Below are 20,162 nucleotides of genomic sequence, written 5' to 3'. Positions count from 1 at the left end.
ACAAGGAAGCAGGCTGGATGCCACGAGATTCGATTGACAACGTGCACGCGCTATGCGCCACGGCGGCCAGCGAAGACTGGTTTCTCATCGGCAACCTCCCGTCGGCGTTCCGCGCACACGCCGATTGGACAGCAGGCGCGTACACAATGATGGAGCAACGGATTGCACCGAGACTACTCGTGCCCCCGCATACGCACGCATTCGATGATCACGTCAGTTACGTCATTTCTGGCCGGATCGGTTTTCGGACTGGCGACAAGGAATATGAGCTCAAGGCTGGCGAGTCGATCTTTCGGCCGAGAGGTGTACCCCACACACTCTGGAATCCGTCGGACGACACAGCGGTGATGCTCGAACTTACGAGCCCGGGACGTCTGGAGGAGTACATCGGCGAGCTTCGGGCGCTTGGTTACGCGAACCAGGCAACCAGCGAGAACGTAGCCGAACTAGCTCGTCGATACGGCGTCGAGTTCGACACCGCCTGGGTGGACGACCTGTGCGCCCGCCACGGCGTCATCGCCGGCGCGTCCTTCTGGCAGGCTGCGGAGGATTCGGTCGCCGAGAAGCCGGGTGGTCTCGACGGCACTCGCGAATAGCGCTGCGTACACAGTGCGGTCACCTCGGCGTGAACTGGGGGGACTGCCGGTGCGCCCGACGCGCGAAGACTATGTGATGGACGCGATGGTGCGATCCGCTGCGGATGGGGACAGCAGGTCGATGGCCGGGAGCAGGGCCCGCAGCACCGCCGCGTTGACCTCGACCGGCTGGTGGGTCACCGCCCGGACGATCCACCGGCCGCCCTCCTGGGCCGAGAGCGCGCCCGCTGAGGTGTATTCGGCTGTCGGAGCAATCATTTCGGTACGAACGAGGGGGAAGTACACATTCGTCGCACGGACGTTGGGATGTGGCCGCTCGGCGTTGAGGCTGCGGCCGAAGATGGCCAACGCGCTCTTCGACGCCGCGTACGCCGAGAAGCGCGGAAAAGTGTTGGCGTGCAGGGCCCAGGTGCAGACGTTGACGATCTGGCCGCTGCCGCGTTCGATCATTCCCGGTAGCAGTCCCAACGTGAGCTGTACCGGGGCAAGGTAATTCAGTGTCATCGTGCGCTGGTAATCGTGAAGCCGATCGGAGGCATCGACGATGCGGCGCCGGATGGAGCGGCCGGCGTTGTTGACCAGTACATCTACGTGCTCGTCGGCGAGATCGTCGAGCAGTCGCGCGATCGCGGTTTCATCCGCGAGGTCGCACGTGCGCCACTCGCAGCCGGTCTCCGCGGCGAGGGAACGCAGCTCATCGGCGCGCCGTGCCACACCGATGACACGGGCTCCGCGTGCTCGCAGTTGCGTCGTCGCTTCCCGGCCGATGCCGGCGGATGCTCCCGTGACCACCACTGTCAGACCCCGCACGTCGCGTCCCGGCCCCGAGAGGGCGGCCTCGACCCGGTCTGGTAACAGGGTCCGGCGCTGGACCAATTCCTCGATGGCGCGGCGAATGGACAACACGTCCTCCTTACTCGCGGCAGAAGCCGTACGCGGCTGATATTACCGCTAGGTCACTTAGGTGTGAAACGACACCCGCCCGGCTGGCGTGCGCAGCGATCCGACCAGCGAGGGACTCGTTCATGTCGAGGCGATGAACCCGCAACTGCTCGTCCAGGTGACCGGCGAGCCTGCGCTCAAAGCCGTCGCGGACGAGGTCGCGATCAAACTCCGGGCGGCGCTTGATCGTCTGACGGAAGCCTGACTCTGTCATGAGACGTTCGTACGCCCGCAGTCATCGGTCGACATCCGCCTGACGCACAGCCGCATCCAGCGCTCGGTAGAGGTCACCGAGCCGGGTTTGTCCGGGCTGCGGGACCGGCATGCGAGTGACGACGGTTCGGACGTACGCAGTGGAATGGGCTGCCGCCCAGTCGATCTCAGCATCGGCTGCGGCACTGCCGTCGGCGAATTCGCGTGCTCGCGCGGCATAGACGGCGGGGGCGAGCAGGTGCATGGTCTGCCGGGCGGCCGCAGTGGCGGTGAGATCCAGGTGGGTATACGCAACGGCCACCGCCATTTGCGCCGCGCGAGCCGCGGCTTTCGCGCTCTGATCGCCTGCCTCGCCGGCGGCCGTCAGAGCAGCAAACGCAAGTGTGCGCATTCGCTTGTCCCGCCGCTGCCCGCGCCCGAATGCCCGTGCCCCCTCGATGGCGTCGCGGGCACGGGCGTCGTCCGGCATCCGGTCCTCGAAGCACGCAAGGACACGTTCGGCGCAGTCCGCCGCCCAGAGGGATACCGGCCGTAGGTCGTCCACCGTCAGCGAGGTCATGAGTGGGTACAAGTATCCATGTGCGCGTGACCGTTCGGTTTGCGTGCGGCGCCGAATGGGTATCCGTGACGGTCAGCGACGGGGTCGTCCGGGAGAGAGCGTTGGATACTTACGAAGCGGAACCGGGCTCGGACAAGCGCTACAACGCGCAGATGCGGATGATCAGTCTGGCTGCGGGAATCCTGGTCGGCTTGCGTTGTCGGCGGTGGGAAGACGAAATCGTCGAACTGATCGAAGTGGCCCAGAGTTGCCGGATGTCTCCTTACGAACTGGCCAAGGCGCTGGTGGACCTGGCCTCGGGTGTGCAGGTGACGAGCGAGGCATACCGACTGCACCCGGCATTGCGCATCGTGCGTCGGCAGTGGGGTTACCTGCTCAACGCGTCCCCGGGCCGCGCATCGGTTGCGGGCAAGCGGCACGCCTAGGACGTATCGGCTTTCGTTGGGCCCCTTCGTAGCGCCTGTTTTGGGATCTACCGATCGGGTATGGAACAGCGGGCGTGCCGAAAGCCCGGCGCGACCGACCGAAATCACCAGAGGAGGAATCCGTGGCTGATGTAGCCATCAAGTCCCAAGCCGACGTGATCGACCTGTTGATCGGTCAGCACGAAAAGATCAAGTCTCTGTTCGAGGCCACTTTGTCGAGCTCCGGCAAGGAGCGTGAGTCGGCCTTTCGGGATCTCCGACGCCTGCTCGCGGTGCACGAGACCGCGGAGGAAGAAATCGTGCACCCTCGGGCCAAACACAAGGTGCCTCACGGCGACACGGTTGTCGAGGCGCGGCTGGAGGAAGAACATGAGGCCAAGAAACTCCTCGCCGAGCTGGAAGAACTCGACGTCGACAGCCCGGAGTTCGTCACAAAGCTGACGAAACTCCGTCAAGCGGTCATCGACCACGCCGAGCGCGAGGAGCAGGACGAATTCGCCAAACTCAGCGCCGAACTGTCCGGAGCCGAACTCGAACGGATGGGCCGTGCCGCGAAGCTGGCGGAAGCCGTCGCCCCCACAAGGCCACACGCCGGTGTCGAATCTCAGATCGCCAATGTCATGGTGGGGCCTTTCGCGGCCATGCTCGACCGCGCTCGCGACGCCATCAGCGGGAAGGACTGATCTGCTCCCGCCGGGACGGTCGGTCCCCAGATGCCTTGCCGCGCCTGCGATACCGCAGCACGGCGCAGACGGGCTCATCTCGAAACTACTGACGGTGATCTGATCGATCACGGGGCCGCTACGGAGCGGCGAGCCGCCAAAGCCGCCAAAGATGCTCAGCCGCGCCATGGTTGGTCGGTTTGACCGCCGAGCCGACATCAGTCGACCACCGCGCTGACGTCGAGGCGCGACAGCCTTCGCGGCTCGGCAAGCACATCGATTTCGGCGATCCTGCCGCTTACCACGACGAAGCCCATGACGGCGGCCACCCGGTCCGCCACGGTGATGACGGCACCGGCCGCGCCATTGACAGTGGCCGGGTGTACCGCACCGCCCCCGCGGGCGTACAAACCGGCAAGGCGTGCCACGGCGTCGGCTCCCCGCTCCAATCGGCTGTCGCCCGGTCCGAAATCACCGTGTAGCACGACATCGGGATGCAGCACGGCCAGCAACTCGGCGAAATCGCCGTCGCGTGCGGCGGCGAAGAACGCGTCAACAACTTTGCGCTGGGCAGCCAGATCGCCATCCGGCGACGCGTCAGCAGCCTGGATTCGCTGACGTGCCCGGCTGGCCAGTTTGCGGGTGGCCGGCACAGAACGCTCGACAATCGGCGCGATGTCGTCGAACGGAACCGCGAATACGTCGTGCAGCACGAAGGCGAGGCGCTCGGCGGGCGCGAGTCGGTCGAGGACGATGAACAATGCCAGTCCGACGGAATCGGCCAGCAGTGCCTGGTGTTCAGGGTCGACATCGTCGGCCGCGTCGATCACCGGGTCCGGCAGTGTCGACAGGGATTCGTCCTCCGGCCGGACGTGGCGTGCGCGCAGGATGTTCAAACAGATCCGAGCCACCACGGTGGTCAGCCACGCGTCGATGTTGTGCACCGCAGCGGCGTCTGTACCGCTGAGGCGCAGCCAGGCCTCCTGCACGGCGTCTTCTGCGTCGGCGAGCGAACCGAGCATGCGGTAGGCCACCGCGCGCAACTGCGGTCGGGCCCGTTCGAACGGCTCCGCCCAGTTGTCGGACATGGCGTCGGACTCCTCTGTCGCTGTCATGGGCCGGACACCGACCGGCCGGTGGTGCCGCGGACGCGGCGCGATGGTGGACGCAACGCCCACGACGCGACGACGAGTGCGAGCGCGACGGCCAGAACTCCAAGCTCCTGCAGGTCCTTGCCCGTCGTCAAGTGCGAGACCATCGCGCCGGAAAAGACGAAAAAGGATCCGGCGTACGCCCATTCCTTCAGTACCGGATATCCCGGCGCCAGGATCGCCGCTCCGTCGAGCAGCTTCCAGGTGCCCAGGATCACCAGCAGGTACGTGGGATAGCCGAGATGGATGACGACGTCGCGGACCAGCGGGATGCGCAGGATGTCCCAGACGCCGCCGACGATCAGTTCAGCGGCGAGCAGGCCGGTCGCCACCCAGTAGGCGACCGCACGTGTGGACGTGCTGCGCGATGTGGTGATTGCAGTCATGTCGGTGCCCTGTTCGGTGTGTTCGGGTGAATGTGCTTCTACTTGTTCGACACCTCAGGGCGGGCATGTGTGACCGCCGTTCATCGGGATGCACCGACCGAAACGGTCTGCTAGCGTACATTCGGTAATACACTTGTAGAAGCATTTGAATAACGCGTGTTGTCGCGGGCTTCGCCCGGGGCACCGCATCCATTCGGGCATCCGCGGCGCGACTCACCGCGGATGGCCAATCACGTTGGGAACACGCGGGTTCCGGCAGTGCCCGGGTGGATTCTCCAGTCCTGACTAGCTTCGAGGAGCACCCGATGAGTGAGCTGGACGCGGTCGAGTTGTCGGGCAACGGGCGACCGGTGATACATCTCTCGCAGCTGTTGCGCGCGCCGGTGGTGAGCCGGTCGGGCGAGGCGGTCGGCAAGGTCGAGGACGTCATCGTCCGACTGCGCGGGGCCGACACGTATCCCTTGGTCACCGGCCTGGTGGTCGGAGTCGGGAGCCGAGCGGTATTCGTCGGCACCGACACAGTCGAGGAGTTGGCGCCGGGACGAGTTGTCCTCGGTAAGAACAAGATCAACCTCCGCGGTTTCGAACGCCGCGACGGTGAGGTGCTGCTGCAGGCCGACGTACTCGATCACCGGCTCATCGATGTGGCGGCCGCCGACCTGGTGCGTGCCTACGACGTCGAACTGGAGAACTCCGGCGAGGGGTGGGTGCTGACCCGGGTGGACACCCGTCGCCCCGCGCGGTTCTTCGGTCTCATCAAGGGGTCGGGCGGGCATGCGGCCCGCGACTGGAAAGCGTTCGAGCCCTTGATCGGCCATGATCGCTCGGTCGCCGTACGTCGGATATCCGGCCGCGTCGGAAACCTCAAGCCGGCTCAGATTGCCGACCTCATCGAGGACGCCGATCGGGCCGAAAGTGGGGAGATCCTCGACCGGGTGCGTAGTAATCCGGAGCTGGAAGCCGACGTTTTCGAGGAGCTTGATCCCGACAAGGCCAGCCGCCTGCTGGGGGACATGTCCGACGCCGACGTCGCCACGCTGCTGGGCCGCATGCGCGCCGATGACGCCGCCGACACCATCGCGGATCTCAAGCAGTCACGCCGGCGACGCGTGCTGGACCTCATGCCTGCTCCGCACAGGACGAAAGTGCTGACCTTGATGGGCTTCAGCCCGGACAGCGCAGGCGGCTTGATGAACGTCGACTATGTCTCGTGCGCGCGTACCACCACCGCAGCCGACGCGCTCGCCGCGATCGGTGCTGCCACGGCCATCCAACCCGAGGCCCTGCTGAAAGTCCATGTGTTGGACGAGGATCAGCGTCTGTCGGGCGTCGTTTCGGTGATCGCGCTGTTGCAGGTCGCGCCATCGACGACGATCGCCGAGGTGATGGACGCCGACCCCGTCCGGGTCAACGCCGACGCGGACCTCACCGATATCGCACTGTTGATGGCCGACTACAACCTCTACCTGGTTCCCGTTGTCGACGACAACGACCGGGTACTCGGCGTCGTCACCGTCGACGACGTGCTCGAGGCGACCATTCCCGAGGATTGGCGGCGGCGAGAACCGGCGGCGCGTCCGGTGCGCGACGCCGACGACCAGAACTCGACGGTCACCGGAGCCCACGACCGATGACGAGCAACGAAACGCCGCGCACCGCGGTGCTCGATTCGGCGCACCTCGGCGATATCGAGGGTGCATTCGGGCGGATCAACGTCAACGACACCGACCGGCCTCGCACCCTGCGCACCCGACTGCTCACGCTGCTGGCCATCGTCGGCCCTGGCCTCATCGTCATGGTCGGCGACAACGACGCCGGCGGAGTGGCCACCTACGCGCAAGCCGGTCAGAACTACGGCTACAGCCTGCTGTGGGTCCTGTTGCTGCTCATCCCGGTGCTCATCGTCAACCAGGAGATGGTCGTCCGACTCGGCGCGGTCACCGGGGTCGGCCATGCGCGACTGATCAACGAACGCTTCGGCCGCGGGTGGGGCTGGTTCTCGGTCGGTGATCTGTTCCTGCTGAACTTTCTCACGCTGGTCACCGAATTCATCGGGATCACCTTGGCCGCGGACTACATCGGGCTGTCCAAATACATCGTGGTACCCACGTCGGCGGTCGCGCTGATCGCGATCATGGCGACCGGCAGTTTCCGGCGGTGGGAACGGATGATGTTCGTCTTCATCGCGATCACCCTGCTGCAGATCCCGATGCTGCTCATGTCCGACCCACAGTGGGGGCGGGCGGCGAAATCCTTTGTGGTTCCCGGTATCTCCGGTGGCATCAGCTCCGACGCGGTGTTGCTGATCATCGCCATCGTCGGCACCACCGTCGCGCCGTGGCAGCTGTTCTTCCAACAGTCCAACATCGTCGACAAGCGGATCACTCCGAGGTTCATCTCCTACGAGCGGGCCGACACGGCGCTGGGTGCTGTCGTCGTCGTCCTGGGCGCCGCGGCGCTGGTCATGACCGGTGACTGGGCCGGGCGATCCGCAGGCGCGATCGGCAACTTCGTCGACGCCGGCGACATCGCGCACCTTCTCGGACAGCACAGTTCGATACTCGGCGGCCTGTTCGCCATCGTGCTGTTGGACGCCTCGATCGTCGGCGCCGCCGCGGTGACGCTCTCGACGAGCTACGCCTTCGGTGATGTCTTCGGGCTCAAGCACTCCCTGCACCGCGGCTTCTCCGACGCCAAGCCGTTCTACCTGTCCTACACCGCGATGGTCGCACTGGCGGCGATCATCGTGCTGATCCCCGGCGCCCCGCTCGGTCTGATCACCACTGCCGTGCAGGCGTTGGCGGGGCTGCTGCTGCCGAGCGCCAGCGTGTTCCTGCTGCTCCTGTGCAACGATCGGGAAGTGTTGGGGCCGTGGGTGAACCGTCCGTGGCTCAACGGCGTCGCCGCGGTGATCGTCGGGACATTGTTGTTGCTGTCGGGCATCCTGATGGCCACCACGCTTTTCCCGAATGTCGACGTGGTGTCGGTCGCGGAGTACCTGGGGCTGGCACTGGTCGTGTTGGGGGTGAGTGCCGCCGTGGTGTTGCGGTGGATGTCACGCCGCCGCCAGAAGCGCTCACCGGAGCAGGAGGCGCTCATCCGCAAGCTGGCCCGCGCCGACAAGAGCACCTGGCGCATGCCGCCGCTGAGCTTGCTGGAGCCGGTGAAGTGGTCGCCGGGGACGCGGCTGGGCATGATCGCACTGCGCAGCTACCTGGTGATCGGAGCAGTCTTGTTGATCGTCAAGGCGGTTCAGCTCACGCACTGACCGGACGACAGGTGCGATGACGCCGGGAGGAGCGCATGTGGTCCGCCCGGCGTCATTGGCGCTCAGGACATTCCGGCCTGCACCACTTTGACCACCACCAGCACGGTGGCCAACAACAGGTAGCCGCGCAGGACCGACAACCCGACGCGGCGACCCGCCGACATCACCGGCCGGTCCAGCGTTGCCAACGCAGGCATCCGCCAGGAGGCGCGATCACCTTCGCGCACCGCGGACCGTTCGACCCGCGACAGTGCGGCGTCGCTGTCGAGTTCCTCGATCACATCGGGGTCGATGCCACCGAGCTCCGAGGACACCGCGCGGGCCCGGCGCCGGAGGTGCCGACGCCGGGACCCGACGATGACGATCGCTCCGCCGAGGATCCCGAGCACTGCTCCGGTCCCCAGGCCGGCCTCCAGGGCGAAGGTCGACACATCGGGAAAGAGGGTTGCCGCGGTCAACGCCAGTGAGAGCAGCACCAGACACCACACGATGGTCCACGCAGCCAAGTTCTGCCGGACGGTGTTGACCCACGGTCCCAGTACTGGCCGGTCGTTGCACAGCAGCACCAGAAACACCGTGGCCGAAGGCAGCAGCACCCCGGCGAGCACCTGTACGCCCTGAGTGATCAGACCCAACACGTGATCGGGGCTGAACGCCAACGCCGCCGACACGGCCAGCAGCACGGCATAGGCGCCGTAGAAGACCGGGGCCTGACTTATCTTCCAGTGCAACGAGTGTCGCCTTCCCAACGCATCGCCCACTGCGTAGGTCGTGGCCAGGCCGACCGCGTTGGCCCCGATCAGCGATGCGTCGAACAGCAGGACCGCGAACAGCACACCCACTGTGCGCCCGGCGTGGTCGGACAGGCCGGCGGCCACCGCGCCGGCATCGGTGAACTGTCCCACCAGATCGGTGCCGGCGAACCCGAACGCGGTTGTCGCCATGATGGCCAGCGCGCCTGCCATGACGACCGCGATGCCGATCCACAGGTCGGCCCGCGCGTAGCGGATCCAATTCGGCGTGATGCGCTTGTCGACGATGTTGGACTGCTGGAAGAACAGCTGCCACGGCGCCACGGTGGTGCCTACGATCGCGACGATCAACATCAACAGGGTGGCGTCGAGTCCACCGGGCAGCTGCGGGATCAGACCGTGCGCCGTGGTGGAAATGCTGGGATGCACCAGCAGCGCCATGGGCACCATGACGATGTTCACTGCGATCAGGATGAACAGCAACCGTTCCCAACGGCGGAACGAACCACCGGCCACCACGCCGAACAACAACACCGCAGCCACCGGCACCGTAATGGCCTTGGGGACGCCTAGATAACCCAAAGCCAATGAGACACCGATGAATTCGGTGACGATGGTCAACGCATTCAGCAGAATCAGATCACCCAGACTGAACGCGCCCCAGAACCGGCCGAACCGCTCGAAGATGAGCCGCGCATGCCCGACTCCGGTGACCGCGCCGAGCCGGACAACCATCTCCTGGTTGACGTAGAGCACAGGGATCAACAAGGCGAGCGTCCACAACAGGCTCATGCCGTAGTTCTGGCCTGCTTGCGCGTAGGTGGCCACCCCGCCTGCGTCGTTGTCGCCGACCATGACGATGAGGCCTGGCCCGACAATGACGGCCAGCATGCGCATCCGTTGCCAGAAGCTGCGGCCCTGCGCAGTGTCACCTATGGTAATTCGGCCCAGCGCACCGACGATGTCGCCGGTGTGGGCCGTGTCGAGGGTTGCAGAACCCTCGCCCGGAGAGATTGGGGCCTGCGCGGTGGTCCGGCCGCGCGGCCACGTCGCAAAGAAGCTCATCGGTAGTCACTTTCAGGTCGAGAGCAGATGGAGGAGCCCGAGCGGGCGGGGTGAAATTGGGCACGGCTCGGTAGCGGTGCAGCGGGAAAACCGTTGCACCGCTACCGAGTAGCCGGGTCATGCGTTCGGGTGACCGCCCAAAGAGGCCGTGATGACCGCGAGGGGAGTGGTGGTCAACGCATGCAGGTTGGCGCGTTCCTCTGCGGTGAGGTTTCGGCGGGCCCACAGCCGGCCGAGGGCGCCTGCGCCGGCGTGCGGCCGGCGGTTGAAACGAAATGTGTTGTGGATTGCCACGAAGGACATTGGGCCTTCTCCTCATGGACAGCATCCAGCGGTGCACGAGCATCAATTGCTTTGGCGCAGCGCAGATCTACCCGTACAAGCGGGTGGTCTTGCGCCGTGGATCAGCGGTGAATCGCGCGTGCCCCGGCCGGATGGAACGGAATAGGACTGGGATAGGGACTTTCCCCACTACTAATCGTCCTCACCTCCTCAGGGCCGTGGCGCGCGTGGGCGCCGGTGTCGGGCACACAGGAGTGGATCGGACCGTCGAGCGGCCGGATGCACCCCTCTCGTCACAGCTTCGGCACTGCACGGCGTATTCGGACCGGGATCCGAAAGCCACTTGGGCTCAACCCTTAAGCCGGGAGGAGCTGTCCTGACCGGGGGCGTCTCTCGACGTTCGGGGTCAGTGGCCTGTGTCCATGCAGACGCCTCGCCCAACGAGGTGCTTGCGTTACAGGTGTACACCTGTAACGACGCCCGCGTCAACTCGACTGTCTGGTTTCGCGCGGGCGGCGCAAGTTGTTCCTCATTGCGAATAGCGCTGCCGAACAACATCTCTCGGTGTCGCCGCGCGCCGTCCGGGCACAAAAGGCCCCTTGATACGCAAAAGGCCAGAAACCCCGAAGGGTCCCTGGCCTTTTGGCTGAGTCCGTGCGGTTAGCGGCCGATGCCCGCGTTGAGGCCACCGTCGACGCCGGCGTCGCCCACCGGCGTATTCACGCCACCTTCGACCCCGGTGCTTCCGGAGACGCCCGCGGGGGCGAAGGGGTGGAACGGGTTGGGCAGGTTGACGCCGGTTCCGCCTTCGACGTTGCCGCCGCCGATCGGGGTGTTCACGCCGCCGCCGGCGTTGGTGTCACCGGAGACGCCCGCGGGGGCGAAGGGGTGGAACGGGTTGGGCAGGTTGACGCCGGTTCCGCCTTCGACGTTGCCGCCACCGACCGGGGTGTTCACGCCACCCTCGGCTCCGGTGTTACCGGAAACTCCGGCGGGAGCGAACGGGTGGAACGGGTTCGGCAGCTCGAGGCTGGAACCGCCTTCGACGTTTCCGCCGCCGACGGGCGTGCTCACGCCGCCGGCGGCGCCACCCGACACGCCGTTATCGGCCCAGGCAGCGCCAGCGGTCGCAAGCGGAATCAGTCCGGCGGCAAGCAGCGCGCTAGCGCCCATGCCGAGGCCAAATGCAACTCCGTTACGCCTAGTTTTGCTCATGCGGATAACCACTCCAATCATGGATTATTCGGGTGTTGTCGCGGGCTCGACACCAACACGGGTGTCCACCATCGACACAATTGATATCGGTAGCCACGCCGCGGCCGTTACAGCCCAGCGAAAAAATTCTGATAATTGGGCTTGGCCTGCATGGACGTCCTGGCTTGACAGGTGTTCAGCCGTTGGGACGCACGGGAATCGATCGGACCCGACCGGGTTGTCGCACGAAAGCTATTGATACACAGGTAAATATCAGAATCATCTGATAATGGCAGGGATTTGTTTGCCGTTCGGCTCCGGGTGCCGAGGTGTAGACGGAATGTGGGAACTGTCAACACCATTAGCCCGGCATGGATTGGAATGTGTCGCTCTGCAAGAGTTTTCAGGAGGCTGAGGACATTCCTTGTGCACACTGCACGGCTGCAGGCGAACCGAACGCGCGTCCGTGGCTGTGCTGCGTCCACTCCAGCGCTGAGACGCCCACTGAGCAGCACTTTATGGACTTCGCAAGACAGGTGTCCGGTCACCGGAACGTCGGGGCAAACGCCTTCGCGCGGATGCGTCACCTATTAGTGTCTAGCCACACCCGGCAGGTCGTCAGCACGGATGCCGGGTCGACGGATCTTTGGAGAGGACGGTTTCCCGGTGGCGCGGTTTGATGTTGTGGAGGCCGACATTGCGCAGCTGCGTCGCGCGCTCGAAGACGGATCGGTGACCAGCGAAGAGCTTGTGCAGCGCTACCTCGAGCGGATCGAGGCCTACGACCGCAGCGGCCCCCGGCTGAACGCGCTCGTGGTGATGAACCCCGAGGCCTTGGCCGATGCCCGGGCTTCCGACCAGCGACGTGCCAATGGGCAGACGCTCGGGCCGCTCGACGGCATCCCGTACACGGCGAAGGACAGCTACCTGGCGAAAGGGCTCACCGCGGCGGCCGGCGCACATGCGTTCGAACATCTGGTCGCCCAGCGCGACGCGTTCACCATCGAGCGGCTGCGTTCGGCCGGTGCTGTGCTGATCGGCCTGACCAACATGCCACCGATGGCCAACGGCGGCATGCAGCGCGGCGTCTACGGACGCGCGGAGAGTCCCTACAACGGTGACTACCTGACCTCGGCATTCGGCTCGGGCTCGTCCAACGGCTCGGGCACCGCGACCGCCGCGAGCTTCGCCGCGTTCGGCCTGGGGGAGGAGACCTGGTCGAGCGGACGGGCACCGGCGACCAACAACGCCTTGTGTGCCTACACCCCGTCGCGCGGGGTCATCTCGGTGCGTGGCAACTGGCCGCTGGTGCCCACCATGGACGTCGTCGTACCTCATACCCGGACGATGGCCGACCTGCTCGAGGTACTCGACATCATCGTCGCCGACGATCCCGACACCCGTGGAGACTTCTGGCGGGTGCAGCCGTGGATCGAGATCCCCAAGGCGTCGGACGTGCGGCCCGCGTCGTACCCGGCATTGGCGCCGGAAAACCGTGAAGTGGCTCGGAAAGCGTTGGCGGGCAAGAAGTTCGGTGTCCCGAGAATGTACGTCAACGCCGACCCCGACGCCGGGACGAGTGAACATCCTGGTATCGGCGGTGCCACCGGGCAGAAGATCGAGACCCGCCAGTCGGTCATCGACTTGTTCAACGCGGCCACGGCGGATCTGCGGGCCGCCGGAGCCGAGGTCGTACTCGTCGATTTCCCGGTGGTCTCGAACTACGAGGGGGACCGGCCCGGCGCGCCGACCGTGCGCACCCGTGGCCTGGTCAGCAAGGAGTTCCTGGACCGCGAGATCCTGGATCTGTCGGCGTGGTCCTGGGACGACTTCCTGCGGGCCAACGACGACCCGAAGCTCAATCGGCTCGCCGACGTCGACGGCGCACTCATCTGGGTCCACCCCGAAGGTGCGCTGCCGGATCGCGCGGAGGGATTCGGCGACGACATCACCACCTATCCCGACTTCATCCGAGAGCATCCGATCGAGGACTTCACCAAGATCCCGCACATAGAAGAGGGCCTGCGGGGACTGGAGGAAACTCGCCGGATCGATCTCGAGGAATGGATGACCGAGCTCGGCCTCGACGCGGTGATCTTCCCGACCGTCGCCGACGTCGGTCCCGCCGACATGGACGTCAACGAAGCATCGGCCGACCTCGGCTGGCGCAACGGGGTGTGGGTGGCCAACGGCAATCTGGTGCCGCGACACCTGGGCATTCCCACGGTGACCGTCCCGATGGGCACCATGGCCGACATCGGTATGCCGGTCGGTTTGACCTTCGCGGGCCGCGCCTACGACGACACCGCGCTGTTGTCGCTGGCGGCGGCCTTCGAAGCGACCGGAAACCGGCGTACCGTGCCGCCGCGAACGCCGCCTCTGCCGTAGTTCACACAGACCACATTTGAAGACGCTGTCCATCGACAGCCGAGGAGGACCAGTGACCGACAATTCCACGCTCATGCCGGCCGAGACGGCCGCCCAGGACCGGGTCTGGATGGCCTTTCCCAGCGAGGGTTACTCGCTGGGCGACACCGAAACCGAACAGCACGAGGCCCGATCCGCCTGGGCCGCGGTCGCGCATGCCGTAGCCGGGTTCGAACCGGTCACCGTGCTCGTGGATCCGGGCGAACTGACCGCGGCCCAGAAGTACCTCTCGGCAGACATCGACATCGTCGAAGCCCCGCTGAACGACGCCTGGATGCGCGACATCGGGCCCACATTCGTGCATCGTGCCGACGGCTCGGTGGCCGCCGTGGACTGGGTGTTCAACGGATGGGGCGCCCAGGACTGGGCGCAGTGGGACCGCGACGAGAAGATCGGTTCCACCGTTGCGCGGCTGGCAGGCACGCCCGTCATCAGTTCCCCATTGGTCAACGAGGGCGGCGGCATCCAGGTCGACGGTGAGGGCACGGTGCTGGTCACCGAGACCGTGCAACTCGATCCCGGTCGCAACCCGGGCCTGACCCGCGCCGACGTCGAGGCCGAGTTGGCGCGCACCATCGGGGCGACCCACGCGATCTGGCTGCCTCGGGGCCTGACCAGAGACTCCGAGAGGTATGGCACCCGCGGCCACGTCGACATCGTCGCGGCGATCACGTCGCCGGGCCGACTGCTGCTACACACGCAGCAGGATGCGAATCACCCGGATTACCTCGTCAGCAAAGAGGTCCGCGCGGTCTTGGAAGGAAGCCACGATGCCGCGGGCAGATCCTGGGAGATCACCGAGATGCCCGCTCCCGCGACGCTGACCGACGCCGAGGGTTTCGTCGACTACAGCTACATCAACCACCTCGTGGTCAACGGCGGTGTCGTCGCGTGCAGCTTCGGCGACCCGGTCGACGAAACCGCGGTGGCGATCCTCGGCGAGCACTACCCGGGCCGGACCGTCGTGACGGTGGATGCCAGGCCGTTGTTCGAGCGTGGCGGGGGCGTCCACTGCATCACCCAGAACCAGCCTTCGGTCAGATAACGCCGTGGCGCGTGCCCTTGCGGGGCGAGGGTGGGAGAATGCGGCGGTGGCGTATGTCTTGAGCCGCCGAGCGCGACGACCATCCGTGGCAACCATCGGTGTGGTGGTTGCGACATGAGCCCGTACGACCATTACTACGGACGCACGGCACACCTGGCGGCCCTCGGGCTGCGTACCCGGATGCGTCGGCTCAACGCGGCGTCGATGCTCGCGTTGAGCGTCGTTCCGCTGCTCCTGCTTGCCAGTTCGATGGGGCCGCACGGCCCGGAGCGTTACGTGGCGGGCCTGGTGACGCTCGGCGGGGTCGTGATGGCGTGGCGGTGGTGGCGGCTGCAATGGCCCAGCCGCACCGAATCGTGGATGATCGTCGTCGTCGGCGCCCTCGGCATCATCGTCACGTGCCTGCTGCTCACCAGTCCGACGATCGGCCTGCTCGGCATGTCGATCTACGCGATGCTCACCAGCTACGCGGCCTTCCTGCACAGCCGGCGGGTATGGGCGTTGACGTTGGCGGTCGGCGAAATCGTCGTTCTGTACCTCTCGGTGCGGGTCGGGATGATCGACATCCTGCTTGGCGTGGCCGGCGCGATCGTCGTCACTCTCGTCCTGACCTTTACGTCGCTGATGTGCCGGATGGCGGTGCGCCTGATCGACCCGGACGCCATGCGGCATCCGAACGAAATCGAGCCGTTGACCGGGCTGCTCAATCGCGAGGCCTTCGACATCGCCGCGGCCACGATGTTCGGTGCGGCAAGCCGCCACGATGACCAGTACCTCGTCGTGGTGGCGGTGTCCATCGACGACATGGAACTGCTCACCCACATGGAAGGCATGCACGGCACGCTGAGCGCGCGGGTGGCCGTCGGCCGCGCGTTGCACGAGACCATCCGGCACAAGGTGCCGCTGGCGCACATCAGCGACACCGACTTCCTCATCGCGGACGTCTTCAAGACCAACGATCCCTCGCCGCTGGTGGGACGAATCCGCGGATCGATCAAAACCACCGAGATGCGGCTGACCACGAGCATCGGGTCGGTGTGCAGCCCACTGCGCACGGCGGCGGACCTGCCGGCCGAAGAGGTCGTCGACACGCTGGTGACATTGGCGACCCGCGCCATGCAGCAGTCCAGGGAGGCCGGTGGCAACCGGGTCACCAGTGCCTACTACCCGACCCTGGCCTGCGGCGGCGAGGCGCCCGACTAACCGGCCCGCGTATGAAAAAACCCGTCGGCGCACAATGCGCCGACGGGTCCAGATGTCGGGGTTGCTACTCGACCACGAAGACGGGGATTTGCCGGTCGGTCTTGGTCTGGTACTCGGCGTACGGCGGATACGCCTCGACGGCCAGTTTCCACCAGTGCTCACGCTCGTCGCCGCTGAGCTCGCGCGCGGTCAGCTGCAGGACCTTGTCGCCGTCCTGTGCCGTCACCGCCGGGTTCGCCTTGACGTTGAAGTACCACGACGGATGTTCCGGCGCGCCGCCCTTGGACGCGACCATCGCGTACTTGCCGTTCTCCTCCACCCGCATGAGCGGCACGTACCGCTTCTTGCCGGACTTCGCGCCCGTCGTGGTGAACAGGACAACGGGGCGGTCGAGGATCTCGACGCCGTCGGTGGTGCCCTGTTTGAGGATCTGTTCGGTCTGTTCGCGTACCCAGTCGGTGGGGCTCAGCTCGGCATCAGTCACGCCGATCGCAACATCGGGTCTCGGCGTGCTATTCCATCAACGCGGCGCGGTGATCCAAGCGCATCGATTCAATTGATGCTGCAATGGTGCGATGGCGCAACACCAGGAAGTGCACGAGCCGACGCCCGCCGCTGGTAAGCGGCGACCGGCGACCCGCGACGAGCTGAAGGCGTTCGAGGTGGCCACCAGGGACCTCGCAGGTGTCGCGCTGCGCAGCATCGATCAGCTGGGCGATGACCTGTCGCTGCCGCAGTTTCGGCTGCTGCTCGTCGTCTATGAGAACGGGCCGTGCTCGTCGGTCGAGGTTGCCCGTGCGCTGGGTTTGGCCGCGTCGTCGGTCACCAGGCTGGCCGACCGGCTCACTGATTCCGGGCATCTGCTGCGCCGGGCCGACCCGGGCAACCGCACCGTGGTGATCCTTGATCTGACGCCTTCGGGTCGAGCGTTGGCGCGCAAGGTGATTCGTCGCAGGCGTCGTGAACTGGCGACACTTCTGGAGCATCTGGACCCCGACGTGCGGGCGGTGTGCGCGCAGGGGCTACGTGAACTGCACGCACACGTGGGCGGGGAATACACCATCGGGCGGCGGGGCCTGGTCCCGCTGTAGCGGCTCGACTGTCAGCCTTGTTCAGGCGGCAACACCCGAGCGCCCCGCGGCGCGTTCTCGGTCGGCGATGCCCAGCTGGCCAGGATCCTGAGCCGCTCGTCGGATGCCGATCCCGGTTCGGCGGTCATCACATACAGCGTCAACCCGGGATGGGACGACACCTCCATGCCCTCGAAGGTGAGGTCGAGATCGCCCACATCTGCGTGGTGCATACGTTTGACGCCGGTGCGATGGAAGCGCACATTGTGGGCGCCCCACCGGGTCCGGAAATCGTCACTGCGCGTGGAGAGTTCACCGACCAATTTGGTGAGTTGCTCCTCGTAGGGATTACGTCCGGCGGAGGTGCGCAGGATGTCGACCGCGTTGTCGGCGTGCTGCTCCCAGTCCAAGAAGAACTGCCGTGACTTCGGCTCGAGGAATATGTACCGGGCCAGGTTGACGGGCCGCTGCGGGCCTGCGAACGCGTCGGCGTAGAGCGCCTCACACAGCCGATTGGTGGCCAGGATGTCCAGTCGGTCGTTGCTGACCCAGGCCGGGGCGCCCACCAGCGCATCGAGAACATGCTGGAGGTTGGGGCGGATCTGCGCGGTGGTCGGCTTGGGCTGCGTCTTGCGGATGGTTGTCGACGCCCGGACCAGATCCCACAGGTGCGCCCGTTCGGCTTCGTCGAGTTCGAGCACCTTGGCCACCGCGCCGAGCACGGTGTCCGACACCCCGGTGAGGTTGCCACGCTCAAGTCGGGTGTAGTAGTCGACACTGACCCCAGCCAGCAACGCGACCTCTTCTCGGCGCAGCCCCGGGACCCTTCGCTTGGCCCCATAGTCCGGAATGCCTGCTTGTTGCGGGGTTATCCGGGCCCGACGGGTGGTAAGGAACTCCCGAATGTCTTTGCGCGGGTCCATGCATCCCAGCCTAAGACGCGACATCAAGGTGTAGGGGGGTTTGCTGGTACCCCGGTAAAGCGCGTCCTGTTGCGGGCGGTGTCGGCACGGTTGACTGACGTTCAGAGATCAAAAACCGAGCCACCCCGACATCCGAGGAGCGCAGCATGGATTCCGTCACCTTTCCCAACGGCCCGATCAGCATGGCGGGCAACCTCTTTCTGCCGCCGGACTTCGATCCGGAGCAGAGTTACCCGGCACTGGTCACCGTGCACCCCGGCGGGGGAGTCAAGGAGCAGACTGCCGGTCTCTATGCCGGAAAGCTGTCTGAACAGGGCTTCGTCACGCTGGCCTTCGACGCGTCCTATCAGGGCGACAGCGGCGGCCATCCGCATCATCTGGAGGATCCCGACGCCCGCGTGGAGGACATCCGGGCCGCGGTGGACTACCTTCAGTCGCTCGACTACGTCGACGCGGAGCGCATCGGTGTCTGGGGTGTCTGTGCCGGCGGCGGCTACGCGGTCACAGCCACAATGACCGATCACCGCATCAAGGCGGTCGGCACGGTCAGTGCCGTCAACATCGGCGCATCGTGGCGCCGGGGGTGGTACGGCACCGGAGTCGACTCCGATGCGCTGCCCACCCTGCAAGCCGCCGCCGCTCAGCGCACCGCCGAGGCGCGCGGCGCCGAAGTGGCGTTCGCTCCCTATGTCCCCGCGCAGCTCGATGCCGACACCCCATACGACCTGAAGCAGGCCGCCGACTACTACCTGACCCCGCGGGCACAGCATCCGAACGCGCAGAACAAATATCTGATGAGCAAGAGCCTGTCCAAGATCTTCGCGTTCGACGCGTTCCACCTCGTCGAAGACCTGCTCACCCAGCCGATCTTGATGGTGGCGGGCAGCGACGCGGGATCACTGTGGGCCACCACCGGGCTGCATTCGCGGGTCCGCAGTGACAAGAAACTGGTGATCGTCGACGGCGCCACCCACATGGACTTCTACGACGTACCCAAATACGTCGATCTCGCTGTGGCCGAAGCAGTTCCGTTTTTCCACCAGAACCTGAAAGGACACTGACATGGCACTGGACAACCGGGAATCCGTCACGGTCAAGACGCCGTACTGGGACATCGCCGCCGACATCTACTTCCCGCCGGATTTCGACGCGTCGAGCAAGTACCCGGCGATCGTCAGCATGCACCCGATCGGCAGCTGCAAGGAACAGACATCCGGCAATGTCTACGGCACGGCCCTGGCCGACGAGGGCTTCGTGGTCATCGCCTTCGACGCGAGCTTCCAGGGCGCCAGCGGAGGCGAACCGCGCTTCATCGAAGATCCGACCCAGCGGGTCAAGGACGTCAGCCACGTCATCGATCACCTCGTGACGCTGCCCTATGTGGACGAGAATCGGATCGGCATCATCGGCGTGTGCGGTGGTGGGGGGTACTCGATCAATGCCGCAACCACCGAACGGCGCATCAAAGCGGTCGCCTCGATCACCGGAGTGAACTTCGGGCGGCTGATGCACGAGGCGTTTTCCGGTTACGACCCGATCGGGACGCTGGAAGCTGTTGCGGCGCAACGTACCGCTGAAGCCCGAGGCGAGGAGTTGAAGGTGAACAACCTGCTGCCTGCCAATCCTCAGGTGGCGGCGGAGCAGGGCATCACCGAGATCGATGTCAGCGAGGCCACCGAGTACTACCGCACGCCGCGCGGGGAAAAGCCCGGTGGTGCAACGAGTTCACTCTTCTCGCATCAGGCGACCGCGGTCGGATGGGATGCCTTCAACAGACTGGAGGTGCTGCTCACGCAGCCGATGATCATTGTGATCGGCGACAAGCCGGGTGCGTTCGGTGCCTACCGCGACGGGATAGAGGCATACCGCCGGGCTGCGTCGAAAGACAAGGAACTCGTGGTGGCCGAGGGCTTCTCGCACTACGACCTGTACGACAAGCCCGAACCTGTCGGCATCGCGCTGTCGAACGTGGTCCCCTTCTTCAAGAAGCACCTCTGAG

At 65.7% G+C, this 20,162-nt stretch carries 21 protein-coding genes and 1 riboswitch; of the genes, 12 read left to right on the top strand and 9 right to left on the bottom strand.

The window, feature by feature from the left end:
• The first annotated feature begins 17 nt into the window (after positions 1-17).
• The gene (locus tag BST13_RS18665; protein ID WP_158087163.1) at positions 18-596 is read left to right on the top strand and encodes a cupin domain-containing protein; all 579 of its coding nucleotides are present in this window, start codon (positions 18-20) and stop codon (positions 594-596) included.
• Positions 597-665: 69 nt separating this feature from the next.
• On the opposite strand, the gene BST13_RS18660 is transcribed toward BST13_RS18665, so the two are convergent.
• Positions 666-1,499 (bottom strand): SDR family NAD(P)-dependent oxidoreductase, encoded by an 834-nt coding sequence (locus BST13_RS18660; RefSeq protein ID WP_083165538.1) that lies wholly within the window; start codon positions 1,497-1,499, stop codon positions 666-668.
• A gap of 88 nt (positions 1,500-1,587) precedes the next feature.
• Here BST13_RS18660 and BST13_RS39065 point away from each other — a divergent pair, with 88 nt between their 5' ends.
• Entirely contained in the window at positions 1,588-1,743 is a 156-nt protein-coding gene (locus BST13_RS39065) for a DUF302 domain-containing protein (RefSeq protein WP_158087162.1), read from the top strand.
• Positions 1,744-1,773: 30 nt separating this feature from the next.
• Here BST13_RS39065 and BST13_RS18655 read toward each other — a convergent pair whose 3' ends face one another.
• The gene (locus BST13_RS18655) at positions 1,774-2,310 is read right to left on the bottom strand and encodes a putative immunity protein (protein WP_083165505.1); all 537 of its coding nucleotides are present in this window, start codon (positions 2,308-2,310) and stop codon (positions 1,774-1,776) included.
• A 26-nt stretch (positions 2,311-2,336) separates the two neighbouring features.
• On the opposite strand from BST13_RS18655, the gene BST13_RS18650 reads away from it, so the two are divergent.
• A complete protein-coding gene (locus BST13_RS18650) occupies positions 2,337-2,735 on the top strand; it encodes a hypothetical protein (protein WP_245839720.1) in 399 nt (132 codons plus the stop codon).
• 122 nt (positions 2,736-2,857) lie between these two features.
• Entirely contained in the window at positions 2,858-3,418 is a 561-nt protein-coding gene (locus BST13_RS18645; protein WP_083165504.1) for a hemerythrin domain-containing protein, read from the top strand.
• Between the two features lie 197 nt (positions 3,419-3,615).
• Here BST13_RS18645 and BST13_RS18640 read toward each other — a convergent pair whose 3' ends face one another.
• Together BST13_RS18640 and BST13_RS18635 are read right to left on the bottom strand one after the other, a co-directional pair.
• A complete protein-coding gene (locus BST13_RS18640) occupies positions 3,616-4,512 on the bottom strand; it encodes a sigma-70 family RNA polymerase sigma factor (protein WP_083165503.1) in 897 nt (298 codons plus the stop codon).
• The gene (locus BST13_RS18635) at positions 4,509-4,934 is read right to left on the bottom strand and encodes a DoxX family protein (protein ID WP_083165502.1); all 426 of its coding nucleotides are present in this window, start codon (positions 4,932-4,934) and stop codon (positions 4,509-4,511) included. The genes BST13_RS18640 and BST13_RS18635 overlap by 4 nt, the downstream gene beginning before the upstream one ends.
• A gap of 305 nt (positions 4,935-5,239) precedes the next feature.
• On the opposite strand from BST13_RS18635, the gene BST13_RS18630 reads away from it, so the two are divergent.
• Positions 5,240-6,568, top strand: coding sequence for a magnesium transporter MgtE N-terminal domain-containing protein (locus BST13_RS18630; RefSeq protein WP_083165501.1), 1,329 nt, complete (start codon positions 5,240-5,242; stop codon positions 6,566-6,568).
• On the top strand, positions 6,565-8,202 hold the full coding sequence (locus BST13_RS18625; protein WP_083165500.1) for an NRAMP family divalent metal transporter: 1,638 nt from the start codon (positions 6,565-6,567) through the stop codon (positions 8,200-8,202). The genes BST13_RS18630 and BST13_RS18625 overlap by 4 nt, the downstream gene beginning before the upstream one ends.
• Before the next feature lie 62 nt (positions 8,203-8,264).
• Here the strand turns inward: BST13_RS18625 and BST13_RS18620 are convergent, their stop codons facing one another.
• From BST13_RS18620 to BST13_RS18610, 3 genes are all read right to left on the bottom strand, one after another.
• Positions 8,265-10,019 carry an NRAMP family divalent metal transporter gene (locus tag BST13_RS18620; protein ID WP_083165499.1) on the bottom strand — a complete coding sequence of 585 codons (1,755 nt, stop codon included), beginning with the start codon at positions 10,017-10,019 and terminating at the stop codon, positions 8,265-8,267.
• 117 nt (positions 10,020-10,136) lie between these two features.
• Positions 10,137-10,322 carry a hypothetical protein gene (locus tag BST13_RS18615; protein WP_083165498.1) on the bottom strand — a complete coding sequence of 62 codons (186 nt, stop codon included), beginning with the start codon at positions 10,320-10,322 and terminating at the stop codon, positions 10,137-10,139.
• Between the two features lie 257 nt (positions 10,323-10,579).
• Positions 10,580-10,753, bottom strand: a riboswitch (M-box (ykoK) riboswitch).
• Between the two features lie 208 nt (positions 10,754-10,961).
• Positions 10,962-11,516 carry a hypothetical protein gene (locus tag BST13_RS18610; RefSeq protein WP_142282804.1) on the bottom strand — a complete coding sequence of 185 codons (555 nt, stop codon included), beginning with the start codon at positions 11,514-11,516 and terminating at the stop codon, positions 10,962-10,964.
• Positions 11,517-12,122: 606 nt separating this feature from the next.
• Between BST13_RS18610 and BST13_RS18605 the strand changes: the two genes are divergently transcribed.
• The 3 genes from BST13_RS18605 (at position 12,123) to BST13_RS18595 (ending at position 16,170) form a co-directional block, all read left to right on the top strand.
• Complete coding sequence (locus BST13_RS18605; RefSeq protein WP_083165496.1) at positions 12,123-13,883, top strand: amidase; 1,761 nt, start codon at positions 12,123-12,125, stop codon at positions 13,881-13,883.
• 73 nt (positions 13,884-13,956) lie between these two features.
• The gene (locus tag BST13_RS18600) at positions 13,957-14,967 is read left to right on the top strand and encodes an agmatine deiminase family protein (RefSeq protein WP_083165536.1); all 1,011 of its coding nucleotides are present in this window, start codon (positions 13,957-13,959) and stop codon (positions 14,965-14,967) included.
• A gap of 114 nt (positions 14,968-15,081) precedes the next feature.
• Complete coding sequence (locus BST13_RS18595; protein WP_083165495.1) at positions 15,082-16,170, top strand: nucleotidyl cyclase domain-containing protein; 1,089 nt, start codon at positions 15,082-15,084, stop codon at positions 16,168-16,170.
• A gap of 64 nt (positions 16,171-16,234) precedes the next feature.
• On the opposite strand, the gene BST13_RS18590 is transcribed toward BST13_RS18595, so the two are convergent.
• Positions 16,235-16,654, bottom strand: coding sequence for a nitroreductase family deazaflavin-dependent oxidoreductase (locus tag BST13_RS18590; protein WP_083165494.1), 420 nt, complete (start codon positions 16,652-16,654; stop codon positions 16,235-16,237).
• Positions 16,655-16,745: 91 nt separating this feature from the next.
• Here BST13_RS18590 and BST13_RS18585 point away from each other — a divergent pair, with 91 nt between their 5' ends.
• Positions 16,746-17,261, top strand: coding sequence for a MarR family winged helix-turn-helix transcriptional regulator (locus tag BST13_RS18585; protein WP_083165493.1), 516 nt, complete (start codon positions 16,746-16,748; stop codon positions 17,259-17,261).
• An 11-nt stretch (positions 17,262-17,272) separates the two neighbouring features.
• Here the strand turns inward: BST13_RS18585 and BST13_RS18580 are convergent, their stop codons facing one another.
• The gene (locus BST13_RS18580; RefSeq protein ID WP_083165492.1) at positions 17,273-18,163 is read right to left on the bottom strand and encodes a helix-turn-helix transcriptional regulator; all 891 of its coding nucleotides are present in this window, start codon (positions 18,161-18,163) and stop codon (positions 17,273-17,275) included.
• 146 nt (positions 18,164-18,309) lie between these two features.
• On the opposite strand from BST13_RS18580, the gene BST13_RS18575 reads away from it, so the two are divergent.
• Both BST13_RS18575 and BST13_RS18570 read left to right on the top strand, forming a co-directional pair.
• Positions 18,310-19,224, top strand: a complete 915-nt coding sequence (locus BST13_RS18575; protein WP_083165491.1) for an alpha/beta hydrolase — start codon at positions 18,310-18,312, stop codon at positions 19,222-19,224.
• A 1-nt stretch (position 19,225) separates the two neighbouring features.
• Positions 19,226-20,161: an alpha/beta hydrolase gene (locus BST13_RS18570; protein ID WP_083165490.1), complete on the top strand. Its 936-nt coding sequence runs from the start codon at positions 19,226-19,228 to the stop codon at positions 20,159-20,161.
• Position 20,162 lies beyond the last annotated feature (1 nt).

It is taken from the genome of Mycobacterium aquaticum (assembly GCF_002086485.1).
Classification (GTDB): domain Bacteria; phylum Actinomycetota; class Actinomycetes; order Mycobacteriales; family Mycobacteriaceae; genus Mycobacterium; species Mycobacterium aquaticum.
The sequence above is the reverse complement of the archived record's forward strand: the minus strand, read 5'-3'. Positions and strand labels throughout refer to the sequence as shown.

Excerpts from the sequence above, each read along its gene's own strand:
- BST13_RS18595 (WP_083165495.1), top strand. The coding sequence starts at position 15,082 with ATGAGCCCGTACGACCATTACTACGGACGCACGGCACACCTGGCGGCC.
- BST13_RS18640 (WP_083165503.1), bottom strand. The coding sequence starts at position 4,512 with ATGACAGCGACAGAGGAGTCCGACGCCATGTCCGACAACTGGGCGGAG.
- BST13_RS18665 (WP_158087163.1), top strand. The coding sequence starts at position 18 with ATGCCACGAGATTCGATTGACAACGTGCACGCGCTATGCGCCACGGCG.
- BST13_RS18625 (WP_083165500.1), top strand. The coding sequence starts at position 6,565 with ATGACGAGCAACGAAACGCCGCGCACCGCGGTGCTCGATTCGGCGCAC.
- BST13_RS18585 (WP_083165493.1), top strand. The coding sequence starts at position 16,746 with ATGGCGCAACACCAGGAAGTGCACGAGCCGACGCCCGCCGCTGGTAAG.
- BST13_RS18610 (WP_142282804.1), bottom strand. The coding sequence starts at position 11,516 with ATGAGCAAAACTAGGCGTAACGGAGTTGCATTTGGCCTCGGCATGGGC.
- BST13_RS18605 (WP_083165496.1), top strand. The coding sequence starts at position 12,123 with ATGCCGGGTCGACGGATCTTTGGAGAGGACGGTTTCCCGGTGGCGCGG.
- BST13_RS18630 (WP_083165501.1), top strand. The coding sequence starts at position 5,240 with ATGAGTGAGCTGGACGCGGTCGAGTTGTCGGGCAACGGGCGACCGGTG.
- BST13_RS18570 (WP_083165490.1), top strand. The coding sequence starts at position 19,226 with ATGGCACTGGACAACCGGGAATCCGTCACGGTCAAGACGCCGTACTGG.
- BST13_RS18655 (WP_083165505.1), bottom strand. The coding sequence starts at position 2,310 with ATGACCTCGCTGACGGTGGACGACCTACGGCCGGTATCCCTCTGGGCG.
- BST13_RS18615 (WP_083165498.1), bottom strand. The coding sequence starts at position 10,322 with ATGTCCTTCGTGGCAATCCACAACACATTTCGTTTCAACCGCCGGCCG.
- BST13_RS18600 (WP_083165536.1), top strand. The coding sequence starts at position 13,957 with ATGCCGGCCGAGACGGCCGCCCAGGACCGGGTCTGGATGGCCTTTCCC.
- BST13_RS18620 (WP_083165499.1), bottom strand. The coding sequence starts at position 10,019 with ATGAGCTTCTTTGCGACGTGGCCGCGCGGCCGGACCACCGCGCAGGCC.
- BST13_RS18635 (WP_083165502.1), bottom strand. The coding sequence starts at position 4,934 with ATGACTGCAATCACCACATCGCGCAGCACGTCCACACGTGCGGTCGCC.
- BST13_RS18575 (WP_083165491.1), top strand. The coding sequence starts at position 18,310 with ATGGATTCCGTCACCTTTCCCAACGGCCCGATCAGCATGGCGGGCAAC.
- BST13_RS18580 (WP_083165492.1), bottom strand. The coding sequence starts at position 18,163 with ATGGACCCGCGCAAAGACATTCGGGAGTTCCTTACCACCCGTCGGGCC.